We start from the raw sequence: 15,702 nt of genomic DNA on the forward strand, positions 1-15,702 counted from the left end.
CTTCGAAACCGCACAACTCGCCATCGCTTGATCTGGCCGGCTTTTGCCGTGCTGATTCGCCAATCGAATCAAGTACTTATCGCTAGCAAACTGCGGTTTTGTAGCGAGCGCCTACGAGTCTGTAACCAAGCCTGAAACGTGTTTGGCGTCGGATAAGTCCTACGCCAACCCATCGTGAAGTCCGATGGAAGGCGGGATCCCCCTATGCCACCCCCTCGAACAAGGGGGGTCTTGCTGCATTCCGACACTTGCAAAAACAAAAGCCCCTGATCTGACGCCTCGTAACAGGCGATACCCCCGGTCGTTCAATGATTCGTCCCAGCCGTCGAAACAGGGATGCCACGTATCGACGGGCGCAGGGATTGGCCCGGCGTTTAGGTTGGCTTAGGAGCTACGTAATGAGTTGGTTTCAGAAGGTGTTGGGCGCGTTCTGCGTGACGGCCGTGCTGGCCGGATGCGGCGGGTCTTCGACGGATCAGGAAACGACGGATGCGGCCGCGGGCGGCACGTCCGAATCGGCGCAGGCCTTGATCGGTACGCGCTACACGCTGACGGTGTCGGGCCAGGCCGGCGGCCTGATCGGCACGCAGCCCTCGGGCATCGTCTGCGGCGAAGGCAACACCCAGTGCACGGCGACGTTCGCGGCCGGCACGCAGGTGATGATCGGTTCGCGCGCCAGCAGCGGCTACACCTTCAAGGGCTGGAGCGGTGGCTCGTGCACGGGCACCGCGTTCTGCTACGTGACGATGAACCAGAACCGCACGGTCGTCGGCAGCTTCGTCTCGAACACGGCGCCGACTCCTACGCCGACCCCGACCCCCACCCCGACGCCGACCCCCACGCCGACGCCGACCTACTACAACCTCGGCTTGACCGTCACCGGCAGCGGCTCGCTGACGTCCAGCCCGGCCGGCGTGTCGTGCAGCGCCTCGTGCACCAGCGTCTTCCTGTCGGGCACGCCCGTCACGCTGATCCCGGCGGCCGCCAACGGCTACACCTTCAGCGGCTGGAGCGGCGCCTGCTCGGGCACCGGCACCTGCACCGTCCAGATGAACGCGGCGGCTGCGGTCGGTGCGTCCTTCACGGCCACCAGCAGCGGCGGCACCGGCGGCACCGGCGGCACGGGCACGGCCCCGGGCGTCGGTACCGGCAAGGCGTACTTCGTCGCGACCACCGGCAGCGACAGCAACGCCGGTACCCTGGCGGCTCCGTTCAAGACCCTCAACAAGGCGGTCGGCCTGGCCAGCGCCGGCGACACCATCGACGTGCGCGCCGGCACCTACACCGAGAGCGTCGTCATCCGCCGCCCCGGCAGTGCCACCGCCTGGGTCACGCTGCGCGGCTACAACGGCGAGCGTCCGGTGATCAAGAGCACGAGCTCGGGCCCGACGGTCTACTTCTACAACTCGGCCTGCGATGAAGACGCCGTCGGCAGCGCCAGCGGCAACACCGATTGCCTGGCGATGTACTGGGTGGTGACGGGCCTGGAGATCCAGGGCAGCGCCTCCGGTGGCGGCGACGGCAACGCGATCAAGATCGACACGCCGAAGGTCAAGCTGGTCGGCAACCGCCTGTGCTGCAGCGTGGCCGACATCGTCAAGCTGGTGCGCACGTCGAACGACGTCGAGGTGCTGGACAACGAAATCTGGCAGGACGCGTCCATCGTCAAGCCGGGCACCAATGCGCAGGGCGTCGACATCGTCGGAGCCGACCGCACCCGCGTCGCCGGCAACTACATCCACGACGTGCCGGACATCGGCGTCTACGCCAAGGGCAATGCCCGCAACACGATCTTCGAGAACAACCGCCTCGTCAACATCGGCAGCTCGGCCAACGGCCATGCGCTGATGCTGGGGCAGGAGACCGATGCGGACCGCCTGGTCGACGGCACCTACGAGACCTATGACGGCATCGTCCGCAACAACGTCGTGATCGGGTCCACCTGGGCCTGCCTCGCGACCTCGTCGTCGAGCAATGCCCGCTTCTACAACAACAGCTGCTACGACACCGGCAAGCTGATGCACGGTTCGATCTTCCTCTCCAACGAGTCGGAGATCGGCCAGGCCGGCACCAACATCTACTTCGGCAACAACATCATCTACGGTTCGTCGGCCAAGCCGGTGGTGAAGATCGGTTCCGGCGCCATGACCGACTACAAGACGCTGGTCTTCGACCACAACGTCTACTACACGAGCAACGGTGCCCCGACCTTCTCGAGCGACAACTTCTCCGGCATCAACTTCGCGTCCTGGCTCACCCAGTACAAGTCGCTGAGCGGCCGCGACGACACCGGCAGCAAGGTGGCCGATCCGAAGTTCTCCGCGACCACGGGCAGCACCCCGCTGACCCTGGCCACCGGCAGCCCGGCGATCGATGCCGGTGCCAACACGACGCTGGTGCCGAAGGACATCCGCGGCGTGCAGCGCGCACAAGGCGCGAGCACCGACATCGGGGCTTACGAGTACTGACGTCAATCCGGCGCCGGCGGTCCTGCCGGCGCCTTCTTCCGATCAACACAGTGCGGCCACAAGGGCTGCGCGAAGCCCAGCCCGGCGATCAAGACGATCGGGCCTGGACCGGGCTTGTCTGGAGCTAGGCAATGAATAGCGTGAACAAGGTGTTCGGTGCGATGTCGCTGGCAGTGATGCTGGCGGCGTGCGGCGGCGGCAAGAGCGACAGCGTCGCGTCGACCGACGTCGACCCCGAACTGGCAGCTGCCGGCGTGACCGAGAGCGCGCAGGCGCTCAGCAGCAGCTACTACCCCAGCCGCCCGATCACCGTCACGGTGACCGGCCCCGGCATGGTGGGCAACATGGTGAGCGGTGTGCTCGGCCCGATGAACTGCGGCAACGGCGGCACCGCCTGTTCCGTGAGCTACAGCAGGTACACCTCGGTGCTGCTGGGCGCGTTGCCCAACACCGGCATGGTGTTCCTCGGCTGGGGCGGCGCCTGCTCCGGCACCGCCAACACCTGCACGCTGGACAACAGCCAGGCCCGCAACGTGACGGCCAAGTTCGGCTCGGCGACGACCACGCCGCCGACCACGCCCAGCACGGTGCGCCTGAGCGTCTCCACCAGCGGCTCCGGCACCGTGACGACGCCGTACGGCGGCATCGCCTGCGGCACCGACTGCACGGAAGACCTGACGCCCGGCGTCTCGGTCACGCTGACCGCGAACCCGGCCACCGGCTACAAGCTGAATGCCTGGGGCGGCRACTGCGCCGGCAGTGCCAGCACCTGCACCGTGACGATGAGCCAGGCGCGCAACATCAGCGCCGCCTTCGTCGTCGCGGCCGACACCACGGCTCCCACGGTGTCCAGCGCGACGCCGTCTGCCGGTGCGACCAACGTGGCCGTCACGGCACCGGTGAAGGTCACCTTCAGCAAGACGCTGAACTGCGACACGGTGTCGGGCCAGACCTTCAAGGTCGGCTCGGTCTCCGGCACCATCTCGTGCAGCGGCAACACCGCCACCTTCACGCCGGTTGCGGCGCTGTCGACGGCGTCGAACTACCCGGTGGCCCTGGGCACCGGCAGCGCCGGCATCAAGGACACCGCCGGCAATGCGCTGACCGGCACCAGCAGCTGGACCTTCACGACCGAGGCCGGCACGACCACGACGCCGCCGACCACGCCGCCGTCCACCGGCACCGGCGCCTTCAGCTTCCTGGCCTACGGCGACAGCCGCTCGGGCAACGGCTGCGGCGGCAATGCCGTGCACATCGGCCTGGTGAACCGCATGGTCAACGAACCGGCCGCCTTCGTCTTCAACCTGGGCGACATGGTGACCGGCTACGACAAGTCGACCAACTGGGTGCAGCGCGGCGATTGCCCGAGCGATGCCTCGAAGGGCAGCTTCAAGGAGATCATCGCCCCGCTGCAGACCAAGACGCCGGCCGCGGGCCTGCCGACCTACTACTTCCCGGTGGTCGGCAACCATGACGACAACTTCGGCGACGGCTGGTACCCGGACAAGTTCGGCAACGGCTTCTGCGACGTGTTCGACCCGAAGAAGATCGGCATCCCGAACCATACGCAGAACAAGGCCTACTTCAAGGACTGGACGACCGCGAGCGTCACCCACTTCACCGACGACCAGTTCTACCAGCTGGCCTGCGCGAAGACCCGCAGCGGCGTCTACCCGGACTACATGTACTACTCGTTCGACTACAAGGGCACGCACTTCGTGGTGCTGCGCCTGAACTCGGACTACTACGACCTGACCGAGTGCTCGAGCAACTGCACGGCCGCCAACGAAAGCAACTACGACGCGTACTACTACAAGCACCAGCTCGACTGGCTGCGCTACGACCTGGCGCAAGCCGCGGCCAACAGCGCGATCCAGAACACCATCGTGCTGATGCACGCGCCGCTGATCTCCTATTCGGACGGCCATGCGCCCAACGCCTCGTGGCCGACGCTGATCAAGGACTTCAGCAAGTACGCCAAGGTCAAGATGGTGATCTCGGGCCACAGCCACGTGTACGAGCGCTCGGTGCCGGTGTATGCCGATGCGACCAACCCGAACGGCGTGCGCGACGATGCCAAGGGCACCGTCTACACGGTGACCGGCGGCGGCGGCTCGGCGCTGGCCGGCTTCAAGACGATCGGCCCGCTGAACGCGAAGGCGACGGCCGCGTACCACTACCTGCGCATCGACGTGGACGGCGCGAAGGTCAATGTGAAGACCATCGGCCAGGACGGCGCGGTGCTCGACACCTTCAGCACGCGCTGATCGCTTCTTCTGCATGAAAGGGCCCGGGCCGTGCATCGCACGACCCGGGCTTCGTGACTTGTTGCCGGCCGTCATCTGTCAGAGCTGACGACTGGTAACAGGCGGGGATTCCGGCCTCGCTTTTTGACCTTAACCGGACGGCCTGCCCCGCCGAAAGTACGGGCTTCACGGCGATCGCTGCGATGGGGCAGGGACGGACGTGGTCGGGATCTGATACATGAATGCGATGACGAGGATGGCTGGCGCGATCGCGCTGGCGACGCTGCTGGCGGCCTGCGGTGGCGGCAACGGAGGAGGTCACGAGGGTGGCAACGGCAGTGCGGCGGACAACGCCGCGGTGCCGGTGGCCGAGGCGCCGGTCGCCGATGCACCGGCCGCCGACGTGCCGGTCGCCGGGACGTCCGCGGATGCGGTCGATCCGTCGGCCATCATCCCGGGCGGCAGCGCGTCGGTGCACACGGACGGCATCGAGAGCGCGACCGCCGCCGTCACCCAGACCGCCGACCCGGCCTGGGTGCCGACCTGGGACGATGCGGTGCTGGATGCGTACTACCCGAACCGGCCGCTGACGCTGCAGGTCAGTGGTGCCGGTTCGGTGACCAACGTCGCGCACGGCGACGCCGGCCCCTTGTGCACGACCGGCGCGACCTGCGTGCTGAAGTACGGCAAGTACGAGACGGTGACGCTGGTCGCCTATGCCAAGCCCGGCATGGCGTTCCGCGGCTGGAGCGGCGGCTGCATCGGCGCCGGCATGGCCAGCACCTGCAAGATCACCAACAGCGTCGCACACACCGTGCTGGCGGTGTTCACCCCCGCCTGAGCGCCTGGAATCGCCCGTGCCGCCCCTAAACTGGCGGCATGGCACAGGACCCCACACCCACCCCCGACGAAGCCCGGCTGGCGCCGCGCGCCGCCGAGCTGCGTGCGCTGCTGCAGCAGCATGCGTACCGCTACTACGTGCTCGACGAGCCGCAGATCCCGGACGCCGAGTACGACAAGCTCTTCCAGGAGCTGCAGGCCCTCGAGGAAGCGCACCCCGCGCTGCTGACGGCCGACTCGCCGACGCAGCGCGTGATCGGTGCGGTGCTGCCGTGGCTGACACCGGTGCACCACGTCGTGCCGATGCTGTCGATCACGACGGAGACGGACACCACCGAGGGCGGCGCGATCGCCTTCGACGCCCGCGTGCGTCGCGAGCTGGGGCTGAAGGAGGGCGACCCGCCCGTCGACTACAACGCCGAGCTGAAGTTCGACGGCCTGGCCATCAACCTGCGCTACGAAGCCGGTGTGCTGATCCAGGCAGCTACGCGCGGTGACGGCGAGACCGGTGAGGACGTCACGCACAACGTGCGCACCATCGGGCAGATTCCGTTGCGACTACAGGGCGAGGCCCCGCTGGTGCTGGAGGTGCGGGGCGAGGTCTACATGCGCCGCGACGCCTTCGAGGCGCTGAACGAGCGTCAGCGCAGCAAGGGCGAGAAGACCTTCGTGAACCCGCGCAACACGGCTGCCGGGGCCATTCGCCAGCTCGATTCGAACCAGGCGCGCGACAAGCCACTGAGCTTCTATGCCTATGGCTTGGGCGAGGTGCAGGGCTGGGCGCTGCCGGCGACGCAGTCGGGCTTGCTGGATGCGCTGGCGGCCTTCGGCTTGCCGGTCAATGAACTGCGCACGGTGGCGTCCGGCACGGCCGGCCTGGTCGCCTTCCACCAGCGCGTGGCCGAGGCACGCGACGGCCTGCCCTTCGATATCGACGGTGTCGTCTACAAGGTCAATTCACGCGAGCAGCAGCAGCAGCTGGGATTCAAGACCCGCGAACCGCGCTGGGCCGTGGCCCACAAGTACCCGGCCCAGGAGCAGGTGACGACGCTGCTGGCGATCGACGTGCAGGTGGGCCGCACCGGCAAGCTGACGCCGGTGGCGCGGCTGGATCCGGTGTTCGTCGGCGGCACGACGGTCAGCAATGCGACGCTGCACAACGTTTTCGAGATGCGCCGCAAGGGCGTGCGCGTGGGTGACCGGGTCATCATCCGCCGCGCCGGCGACGTGATTCCCGAGGTGGTTGGCAGAGTGACGGATGTTGCAGTTGCTGGCCAGGCCCGCGCGGACTTTGCAGCGGCCGATGTCGTGCGCGCGACCGCTCGCGAGCCCTATGTGCCGAATTTCCGTATGCCGCCTCTTTGCCCGGTCTGCAAGAGCGCGGTGATCCGCGAGAAGGGCGGCATCGAATACCGCTGCACCGGCGGCGTCTTCTGCCCAGCGCAGCGCAAGCAGGCGATGCTGCATTTCGCCGGCCGCCGTGCAATGGACATCGAGGGCCTGGGCGACAAGCTGGTCGACCAGCTCGTCGATGCGGGGATCGTGCTGAGCCTGCCGGGCTTGTACAAGCTCGGCGTCGCAAAGCTGGCCGCGCTGGATCGCATGGCCGACAAGAGCGCGCAGAACATCGTCGACGCGCTGGAGAAGAGCAAGACGCCGACGCTCGCGCGCTTCCTGTTCTCGCTGGGCATCCGCCAGGTCGGCGAGACGACCGCGAAGGACTTGGCGCGCCACTTCGGCGCACTCGAGAAGCTGATGGCCGCGAGCGTCGAGCAACTGCTGGAGGTGCCCGACGTCGGGCCGATCGTCGCGGCCAGCGTTCACACCTTCCTGGCACAGCCGCACAACCGCGAGGTCATCGAGCAGTTGCTGGCCGCTGGCGTACAGCCGAAGGAAAGCGCCGGCGAGGCCGACGACCGCCCTCGCCCGCTGCTGGGCAAGACCTTCGTGCTGACCGGCACGCTGCCGACCTGGTCGCGCGACGAGGCCAAGGACGCGATCGAGGCGGCAGGCGGCAAGGTGTCGGGCTCGGTGTCGAAGAAGACGCACTACGTCGTCGCCGGCGAAGAGGCGGGCAGCAAGCTCGACAAGGCGCGCGAGCTGGGGGTCGAGGTGATCGACGAAGCCGCGCTGCGGGCGCTTCTCCCGTGACGGAACCCCGGATTGTCATCCGGGCTACGAGGGTGTTGCAGCCCGGATGTCAATCCGGGGAGGGCGGTCAGGGTGCCACCGCATGCACCGCCACCGCCAGCACGGCCAGGCACCACACGATCAAGGCCCCCGCCGGCAGATCGAACGCCGACGACAGCGCCAGCCCGATCGCATAGCCCAGCACGCCGATGCCATAGGCCAGCGCCAGCCGCCGTCCCTCGGGGTGCTTGCGCGTGCCCAGGCTCGGCACGATCAGCGTCGCGAACACCAGGTAGACGCCCACCAGCTGCACCGACACCGTGACCGCCAGCGCGAACAGCAGGTAGAAGCCCGCGCGCTCGACCAGCGCCCGCGCGCCGAACCACAGCCCGAGGATCGCGAGCGTCGCCACCAGGGGGATCGCCAGCTGCGCATAGCCCACCCACAGGATCTGCCCGGCCAGCAGGTCGCGCAGGTGCTCGCCGCCGTGCGGGTTCTTCGCCAGCAGCAGGATGCCGGCCGTCGCCGCCAGCACGAACAGCACGCCGATCTGCGCTTCCTGGACGTCGGGCCACTTCTTCTCGGTCCAGGTGAGCAGCAGCGCGCCGGCCAGCGCCGCCAGTGCCGCCGCCACCTGCACCTGCCAGCCGCCCGGGTCGATGTCCAGCATGCCGGCGACGATGACGCCCAGCGCGGCGATCTGCGCGATCGCCAGGTCGATGAAGACGATGCCCTTGCGCAGCACCTGCGCGCCCAGCGGCACGTGCGTGGCCACCACCAGCAGCCCGGCCGCGAACGCCGGCGCGAGGATCGCGAAGTCGATCGGCGCGACCGTCATTTGGCGGCCTCCAGCAGCAGCGCGAGGCTGCTGTCGAACAGGCCGAACAGGTCGCCGGCCTTGTCGTTGCCGCCGACCGTGAAGGGCAGGGCGACGGCCGGGATCTTCGCGTGCTCGGACAGCCACTTCGACGCGCGCGGGTCTTCGTACGCGGCGCGCACCACCATCTTTGCCGGCTGCTGCGCGAGCAGCGCGCTCAGCTCGGTCAGGTGGCCGGCGCTCGGCTCGACGCCGGGCTTGGGCTCGAGCGTGCCGATCTCGCGCACGCCCAGCCAGTTCCACAGGTAGCCCATGTTCTTGTGGTGCGCGACCACCGTGACGCCCTTCAGCGGCCGGGCCTGTTGCTCCCACTTCTGCAGCGCGGCCGTCCAGCGCGCGTTGAAGTCCTGCAGCCGCTGCTGGTAGGTCGCGGCATTGGCGGCGTCGAGCTGCGCCAGGCGTGCGCCGAGCGCCGCCGCCACCTTCGCGATGTTGCGCGGGTCCTGCTGGATGTGCGGATTGCCCTGCGCATGCACGTCGCCGTCGCCGCGGTCCAGGCGCGTGGGCACTTCCAGCGGCGTGACGAAGCGCCCGGCCTCGAACATCGCCGGCGCGCCCGGCGCCAGCTTCGCATTGCCCGACTGCTGGACCAGCACCGGCAGCCAGCCGATCTCGAGCTCCATGCCGGTGCACACCAGCAGGTCGGCGCCGCGCACGCGGGCGATCAGGCTGGGCCGGGCCTCGATGTGATGCGGGTCCTGCAATGCCGTGGTGGCCGACGAGACGTTCAGCTTGTCGCCGCCCAGTTCCTTGGCGAGCGCGGCCCATTCGGGCTCGCACGCGACGACGTTCAGCGCGGCGTGCGCATTCAGCGCGAGGCCGGCCAGCGCGGCCAGGCCCAGGGTCTTCAGAAGGGTTCTCATGCGGTGTCCTAGAACGAATGGGCACCATGGGCACCGAGGCTCATGATGTATTGCAGGAAGAGCTGGCGGTCGGTCGCATCGGCGCGGCTGCGGTCGCTGGCCAGCTGCAGGCGGAAGCGGCTGAATTCGGACAGCGAGTAGTCGACCATCAGCGTGCTGCGCGACGGCTTCGCGCCCTGCAGCACCGGCAGGTCGGCGGCGGCGAGCGTGCCGTTGTCGACCAGGCCGATGCGCGGGCTGCCGGAATCGAGCCGGTCGTAGCGCGCGCCGACGCGCCACTGCGGCATGAACTGGTAGACCGCCTGCACGTACCAGCCGCTCTGCGTGCTGCGGTAGTCGCCGAGCGCCGTGCCCTGCGACAGCGAGCCGTCCTCGGTGCGGCGGAAGTACTCGCCCTGCAGCTTGAGGTTCTCGCGCGTCGCGTTGCCGCCGGGGGCCCACTTGTAGATCGCGTCCGCGACCCAGGTGCGGCTGTGGCCGCTGAAGGACGCGCCGTGGTCGTCGCCGTTCGCGTCCAGGTCTTCGTAGCGGCGGTCTTCGGCGCGCTGGCGCAGGTACGACAGGCCGGCGCGCCAGCTGGCGCTGTCGCCGATGTCGTCGCCCAGGTGCGCGAACACGGCGGCCGAGCCGATGCCGTTGCGGCCGGTGTCGTTGCCGGGGAAGGTGGCGCCCGAGCCGATCTCGGCCCCGAGCTCGATGAAGCGCTCGGTGGGGGCCAGCCAGTGCAGGTGCAGGCCGTCGGTCTTCAGCGGGCCGCCGAAGAAGGCCTGGTAGGCGAGCGGCGCGTCGACGAAATCCCAGGCGTGCGCATGCTGGCTGTTCAGGTAGCCGATCGACGACAGGAAGCGGCCGCCCTTCAGCGTCGCGCCGTCGAACAGGCCCTGGCGCTCGAACACCGCCTCCTCGACGCTGACGCTGTCGTCGCCCGTCAGCGAGAAGGTCAGGTGCCCGGAGAAGGTCGGATCGATCGTCGCGGCAAGACCCAGCTCGGATTCGCCGAGCTGGAAGCTGCGCTTGCCCGGGCCGACCTCGCCGCCCGACGGCATGAAGCCTTGCAGGCGGTAGCGTGCCGGGTCCTGCGACAGGTTGGCATAGGTGCCGTTGAGGATCAGCGAGACGGCCGGGTTGAAGGCGGATGCCGATGGCGCGGTGGCCGTGGCGGGTGGTGCGGCGGGTGCTTCGGCGGCGGCGGCCGGCGGCGGGGCGGCCTGCTGCAGCTGCTGGAGGCGGCGTTCCAGGGCCTGGATGCGGGCCTCGTAGGATTGGCGCAGCTCGGAGATCTCGTTCTTCAGCTGGTCGATGTCGGAGGCGGACTGGGCGTTCGCGCCCGGCCAGGCCAATGCGGCGGCGAGGCCCAGGCCGGACCCCAGGCGCGTGGCCCAGGTGCGGTGGATGTGCATGAGAGTCGTCCTGCAGGCGTGTCTGCCGGGTGATCGGTGGCCGGCTCGCGCGCGAGGGGCGCGGCGGCAGCGGAACGTCGGTTCAGCCGAGCCGTGCCGGGGGCCCGCGGGCCAGGAAGGCCGGCGTCGTGACGCCGGCCCGGGTGGGTGCGGGCATCGGCACGGCGGCTGGCACGGCTTGGACGTCGGCGCGCCAGTCGAAGTGCGCCGGCATCGCGGTGTCGAGCTGCGCGAACGCGAGGCAGGCTTCGCACACCTTGTCGGACTGGCTCTGGCGTTCCTTGCCGGGCTGGCCGCCGGTCTGCGCGGGCAGGCCGTGCGACAAGGCGTGCGCCATCCACAGCTGCGGGGTCAGCAGGACCGACCCGACCAGCAGGGCCAGGCGCAGGGAGCGGAGGAAGGCAGTCACGGTGGTGGTCGCAAGCGGCCCGAAAATAGCACACGCCGGCAGGGTGCTGCGCGATTCACCGAGAATGCGGGATCGAACCGATGAGCTTCGGGACGCTTTGAAAAAGGACCCAGACCGATGAGCGTGCGCGAGATCCTGAAGATGGGCGACCCCCGGTTGCTGCGCGTGGCCCCGCCGGTGCGCCGCGACCAGCTGGGCACGCGCGAGATGGAGCAGCTGATCGCCGACATGTTCGACACCATGCACGATGCCAATGGCGCCGGGCTGGCGGCACCGCAGATCGGCGTCGACCTGCAGCTGGTGATCTTCGGCTTCAAGAACAACACCCGCTATCCCGATGCGCCGGCGGTGCCCGAGACGGTGCTGATCAACCCGGTGATCACGCCGCTGTCCGACGCGGTGGAGGATGGCTGGGAAGGCTGCCTGTCGGTGCCGGGGCTGAGGGGCGTGGTGCCGCGCCATGCGCGCATCCGCTACACCGGTCTGGACCCCGAGGGCAACGTGATCGATCGCGAGGCCGAGGGTTTCCACGCGCGCGTGGTGCAGCACGAGTGCGACCACCTGATCGGCAAGCTTTACCCGTCTCGCATCAAGGATTTCAGCCAGTTCGGGTTCACGAGCGTGCTGTTCCCCGACCTCGATCCCAACGACGACGATTGAATGACGGCCCCGGATTGGCATCCGGGCTACCCCAGTATTCGTAGCCCGGATGCCAATCCGGGATCGCGCTACACGACGCCAGAGCACGCGCAGCGAAGCGACCCATCAAGCAACGCGCCGGGGAACCGGCTTTGCCGGGCCCCTGGCGTGGCGCCCCTTGGGGGCAGGAGCGAAGCGACTGGGGGGCTGTCACTCCATGAAGAAACGTTTCTGGCGTCAGCCACAAAGGACCCCCGCGCGTTGTGCGCTCAGGAACCTCACCGGTTCCGCGCGGTCCCACCAGACCGTGACCATGCAACGTGAGGAGGTCGCCGTGCCCCGAAGCACCCGAAACGCTACACCCGCCCGCATGGGCACCCCGGCCGCGCGCTGGCTGGGGCTCGTGATCGGCCTGATGCTGGTCTCCCTGCTGGCACTGTTCGCGCAGCCCGCCCGCGCCGCCGACGACGATCCTCCGGGCCGCGTCGGCCGGCTGTCCGACGTCAACGGCACCGTGTGGGTCTATGCCCCCGAAAGCGGCGAATGGGTCGCCGCCTCGCGCAACCGCCCCGTCACCACCGGCGACCGGCTGTCCAGCGACAAGGACGGCCGCGCAGAGATCCGCATCGGCTCTTCCACGCTGCGCATGGGGGCCAACACCGAGCTCGAGGTGCTGCAGCTCGACGACGACCACCTGAGCCTGCAGCTGCACACCGGCAGCCTGTCGGCACGCCTGCGCACGCGCGAATCGGCCAACGAGTTCGGCGTCGCCACCGAGGAAGGGCGCTTCCGCACCGACCGCACCGGCAACTACCGCTTCGATCGCATCGACGACACCAGCCAGGTGACCGTCGTCAGCGGCCAGGCGCAGTTCGAAGGCGATCGCACCGCGCTCACCGTGATCCCGGGCCAGCGCGCCGAGTTCTGGCGCGACAAGCCCGAGGCGCCGACGCAATACAGCATCACCGACCCGCTGCGCGACCCGTTCTCCGACTGGGTCGCCTCGCTCGACCAGCGCGAGGACCGCAGCGTCTCGGCGCGCTACGTCTCGTCCGAGATGACCGGGGTCGAAGACCTGGACCGCTACGGCCGCTGGGAGCAGAGCCCCGACTACGGCGCGATCTGGATCCCGCGCAGCGTCGCCACCGACTGGGCGCCGTACCGCATGGGCCACTGGGCCTGGGTCAGCCCCTGGGGCTGGACCTGGGTCGATGACGCGCCCTGGGGCTTCGCGCCGTTCCACTACGGCCGCTGGGTGTGGTTCCGCAGCGCCTGGTGCTGGTCGCCGGGCACCTACGTCGCGCGCCCGGTGTACGCGCCGGCGTTGGTGGCCTGGGTCGGCGGGCCCAACCTGAGCCTGTCGATCTCGGTCGGCCACGGCCCGTCGGTCGGCTGGTTCCCGCTCGCGCCGCGCGAGGTCTACGTGCCGAGCTACCACGTGAGCCCGCGCTACGTGCGCAACGTCAACGTGACCCACGTGACCAACATCACCAACGTCACGAACATCATCAACAGCCCGGGCGCGGTGGTGCAGCAGACCAACTACATCAACCGCGGCATGCCGCATGCGGTGACCGTGGTGCCGACGACGGTGATGGAGCGCCGTCAGCCGGTGGCGCCGGCGATGACGCGCGTGAACGACCGCGTGCTGCGCGACATCATCCGCGAGCGTCCGCGGGCCGATGCGCCGGTCGCGACCCCGACGCCGCCGCCGGGCACCGCGGGCGTGCGCCGCGTCGAGGACCCGCGCACCGGCCGCATCAGCTATGCGCCGAGCCCGCTGGCACCGGTGGCGCCGCCGCCGGGACGGCGTGGCGACAACAACGGCAGCGGCGGCCGCGGCGGCGCCGACACGAGCTGGGGCCGGCCCGAACGGCCGATGCCGGTGCAGCAGGTGCAGGCGCCGCAGCCGCAGGCGCCCGTGACGGTGCAGCCGCAGCAGCCGGTCCAGCAACCCGCGCAGCAGCCATCGCCGCAGCAGCCGGGCTTCATCCCGCGGCCCCGCCCGGGCCGCGACGTGCCCGACATCGTGCAGCAGACCAACGGCGGCAACCGGCCGCCGGCCAATGCGGCGCAGCCCCAGCCGGTGCCGCAGGTGCAGGTGCCGCCATCGGTCAACACGCCGGACCGCCGTCACCCGCAGCCGGTGAATGCCGACGGCGAGCGCCGCAGCCAGGGCCGTGAACGGCCGGCGCCGGTCGGCGACCAGCCGCACACGATGCCGGTGCGGCCGCAGCAGCCGCAGGCACCGCAACCGCAGGCGCAGCGGCCCGCGCCGCCGCAGGTCCAGCAGCCCCAGGCACCCCAGGTGCAGGCGCCGCCGCGTCCGCAGCCGCAGCAACCCCAGGTGCGTGCGCCCGAGCCGCGCGTGCAGCAGCCGCCGCAGGTGCAGCAGCCGCGTGTCGAGCAGCCGCGCCAGGAGCGGCAGGAACGACAGGACCGCCAGGAGCCGCGCGGCGAGCGCAACGGCCGCGAGCAGAACCGCTGAGCGCCGGCTCAGCCCTGCAGCAGCGGTTTCAGGCCTGCCCAGACGTTGTCGAGCATCGTCGGGTGGGCCTGGGCGACCGGGTGGATGCGGTCGGGCTGGAACATCGCATCGGCCTTCGGCGAATCGGCCACGCCCTTCAGCAGGAACGGCACCAGCGCCGTGCCTTCGGCCTTCGCGACCTGCGCGAACAGCGCCGCGAAGTCATCGCCGTACTGCCGCCCGTAGTTGGGCGGCACCTGCATGCCCACCACCAGCACCTTGGCGCCGGCCTGTTTCGCGGCGCGCGCCATGCTGGCCAGGTTGTCGCGCGTCATCGCCAGCGGCAGGCCGCGCAGCGCGTCGTTGCCGCCCAGTTCGAGGATCACGACCGTCGGCTGGTGCTGCTTCAGCAGGGCCGGCAGGCGCGAGCGTCCGCCGGAGGTGGTGTCGCCGCTGATGCTGGCGTTGACGACGCTCGCGTTGATCTTGTCGCGCGCGAGCCGCTGGTCGAGCAGCGCGACCCAGCCCTGGCCGCGCTGCAGGCCGTACTCGGCCGACAGGCTGTCGCCGAGCACCAGCACGCGTTGCGGGCTCGCGGCCCGAATCCCCGGCACCGCGGCGGCCGCGGCAAGCAAGGTACATTGACCGAGCAGCGCGCGTCGCGTGAGCATTCCACCTGCAGAAGCATCCATGTCCGAATCCATCATTTCCGTCGAGGGCGTCACCAAGCAGGTGCAAGACTCGACCGGTGTGTTGACCATTCTCCACGAGATCGATTTTTCGCTGGCGCCGCGCCAGTCGGCGGCCATCGTCGGCGCGTCCGGCTCGGGCAAGAGCACCTTGCTGTCGATCATCGCGGGCTTGGACACGCCGACCACCGGAACAGTTCGCCTGGCCGGCAACGACTTGTTCGTGCTCGGCGAGGATGCACGCGCCGCGGTGCGCGCGGCCCAGCTGGGCTTCGTGTTCCAGAGCTTCCAGCTGCTGGGCAACCTGAACGCGCTGGAGAACGTGATGCTGCCGCTGGAACTGCAGGGCCGCAACGACGCGCGCGTGCAGGCCACCGAGATGCTCAGGCGCGTCGGCCTGGGCGAGCGGCTGTCGCATTACCCGAAGGTGCTGTCGGGCGGCGAGCAGCAGCGTGTCGCGCTGGCCCGCGCCTTCGTCGTGAAGCCCGCGGTGCTGCTGGCCGACGAGCCCACCGGCAGCCTCGATTTCGCGACCGGCGAGAAGGTGATGGAGCTGATGTTCGAGCTGAACCGCGAGTCGGGGACGACGCTGGTGCTGGTGACGCACGACCGCGGCATCGCGGCGCGCTGCGACCGGCAACTGCACATCGAGGCGGGCAGGTTGAACCCGTAGC

12 protein-coding genes are annotated in these 15,702 nt (G+C 69.5%); 7 read left to right on the forward strand and 5 right to left on the reverse strand.

What is annotated here, in order from left to right; genetic code table 11:
* Positions 1–398: 398 nt before the first annotated feature.
* The 4 genes from AC1DYN_RS05060 (at position 399) to ligA (ending at position 7,705) form a co-directional block, all read left to right on the forward strand.
* Positions 399–2,468 (forward strand): right-handed parallel beta-helix repeat-containing protein, encoded by a 2,070-nt coding sequence (locus AC1DYN_RS05060; RefSeq protein ID WP_477958018.1) that lies wholly within the window; start codon positions 399–401, stop codon positions 2,466–2,468.
* A 131-nt stretch (positions 2,469–2,599) separates the two neighbouring features.
* Positions 2,600–4,735 carry an Ig-like domain-containing protein gene (locus AC1DYN_RS05065; RefSeq protein WP_477958019.1) on the forward strand — a complete coding sequence of 712 codons (2,136 nt, stop codon included), beginning with the start codon at positions 2,600–2,602 and terminating at the stop codon, positions 4,733–4,735.
* Positions 4,736–4,961: 226 nt separating this feature from the next.
* On the forward strand, positions 4,962–5,555 hold the full coding sequence (locus AC1DYN_RS05070) for a hypothetical protein (protein WP_477958020.1): 594 nt from the start codon (positions 4,962–4,964) through the stop codon (positions 5,553–5,555).
* Positions 5,556–5,593: 38 nt separating this feature from the next.
* Positions 5,594–7,705 (forward strand): NAD-dependent DNA ligase LigA, encoded by a 2,112-nt coding sequence (ligA, locus tag AC1DYN_RS05075; protein WP_477958021.1) that lies wholly within the window; start codon positions 5,594–5,596, stop codon positions 7,703–7,705.
* Positions 7,706–7,772: 67 nt separating this feature from the next.
* On the opposite strand, the gene AC1DYN_RS05080 is transcribed toward ligA, so the two are convergent.
* From AC1DYN_RS05080 to AC1DYN_RS05095, 4 genes are all read right to left on the reverse strand, one after another.
* Positions 7,773–8,522, reverse strand: coding sequence for a metal ABC transporter permease (locus AC1DYN_RS05080; RefSeq protein ID WP_477958022.1), 750 nt, complete (start codon positions 8,520–8,522; stop codon positions 7,773–7,775).
* Positions 8,519–9,424, reverse strand: a complete 906-nt coding sequence (locus AC1DYN_RS05085) for a metal ABC transporter substrate-binding protein (RefSeq protein ID WP_477958023.1) — start codon at positions 9,422–9,424, stop codon at positions 8,519–8,521. The genes AC1DYN_RS05080 and AC1DYN_RS05085 overlap by 4 nt, the downstream gene beginning before the upstream one ends.
* 8 nt (positions 9,425–9,432) lie before the next feature.
* Positions 9,433–10,824 (reverse strand): hypothetical protein, encoded by a 1,392-nt coding sequence (locus AC1DYN_RS05090; RefSeq protein WP_477958024.1) that lies wholly within the window; start codon positions 10,822–10,824, stop codon positions 9,433–9,435.
* An 82-nt stretch (positions 10,825–10,906) separates the two neighbouring features.
* Positions 10,907–11,233 carry a hypothetical protein gene (locus AC1DYN_RS05095; RefSeq protein WP_477958025.1) on the reverse strand — a complete coding sequence of 109 codons (327 nt, stop codon included), beginning with the start codon at positions 11,231–11,233 and terminating at the stop codon, positions 10,907–10,909.
* Positions 11,234–11,350: 117 nt separating this feature from the next.
* Here AC1DYN_RS05095 and def point away from each other — a divergent pair, with 117 nt between their 5' ends.
* A complete protein-coding gene (gene def, locus AC1DYN_RS05100; protein ID WP_477958026.1) occupies positions 11,351–11,893 on the forward strand; it encodes a peptide deformylase in 543 nt (180 codons plus the stop codon).
* 349 nt (positions 11,894–12,242) lie between these two features.
* Entirely contained in the window at positions 12,243–14,360 is a 2,118-nt protein-coding gene (locus tag AC1DYN_RS05105) for a DUF6600 domain-containing protein (protein ID WP_477958027.1), read from the forward strand.
* An 8-nt stretch (positions 14,361–14,368) separates the two neighbouring features.
* Here AC1DYN_RS05105 and AC1DYN_RS05110 read toward each other — a convergent pair whose 3' ends face one another.
* On the reverse strand, positions 14,369–15,010 hold the full coding sequence (locus AC1DYN_RS05110) for an arylesterase (RefSeq protein WP_477958028.1): 642 nt from the start codon (positions 15,008–15,010) through the stop codon (positions 14,369–14,371).
* Positions 15,011–15,029: 19 nt separating this feature from the next.
* On the opposite strand from AC1DYN_RS05110, the gene AC1DYN_RS05115 reads away from it, so the two are divergent.
* Positions 15,030–15,701 carry an ABC transporter ATP-binding protein gene (locus AC1DYN_RS05115; RefSeq protein ID WP_477958029.1) on the forward strand — a complete coding sequence of 224 codons (672 nt, stop codon included), beginning with the start codon at positions 15,030–15,032 and terminating at the stop codon, positions 15,699–15,701.
* Position 15,702: the final 1 nt, after the last annotated feature.

Source organism: Rhizobacter sp. P2_D12, assembly GCF_056404395.1.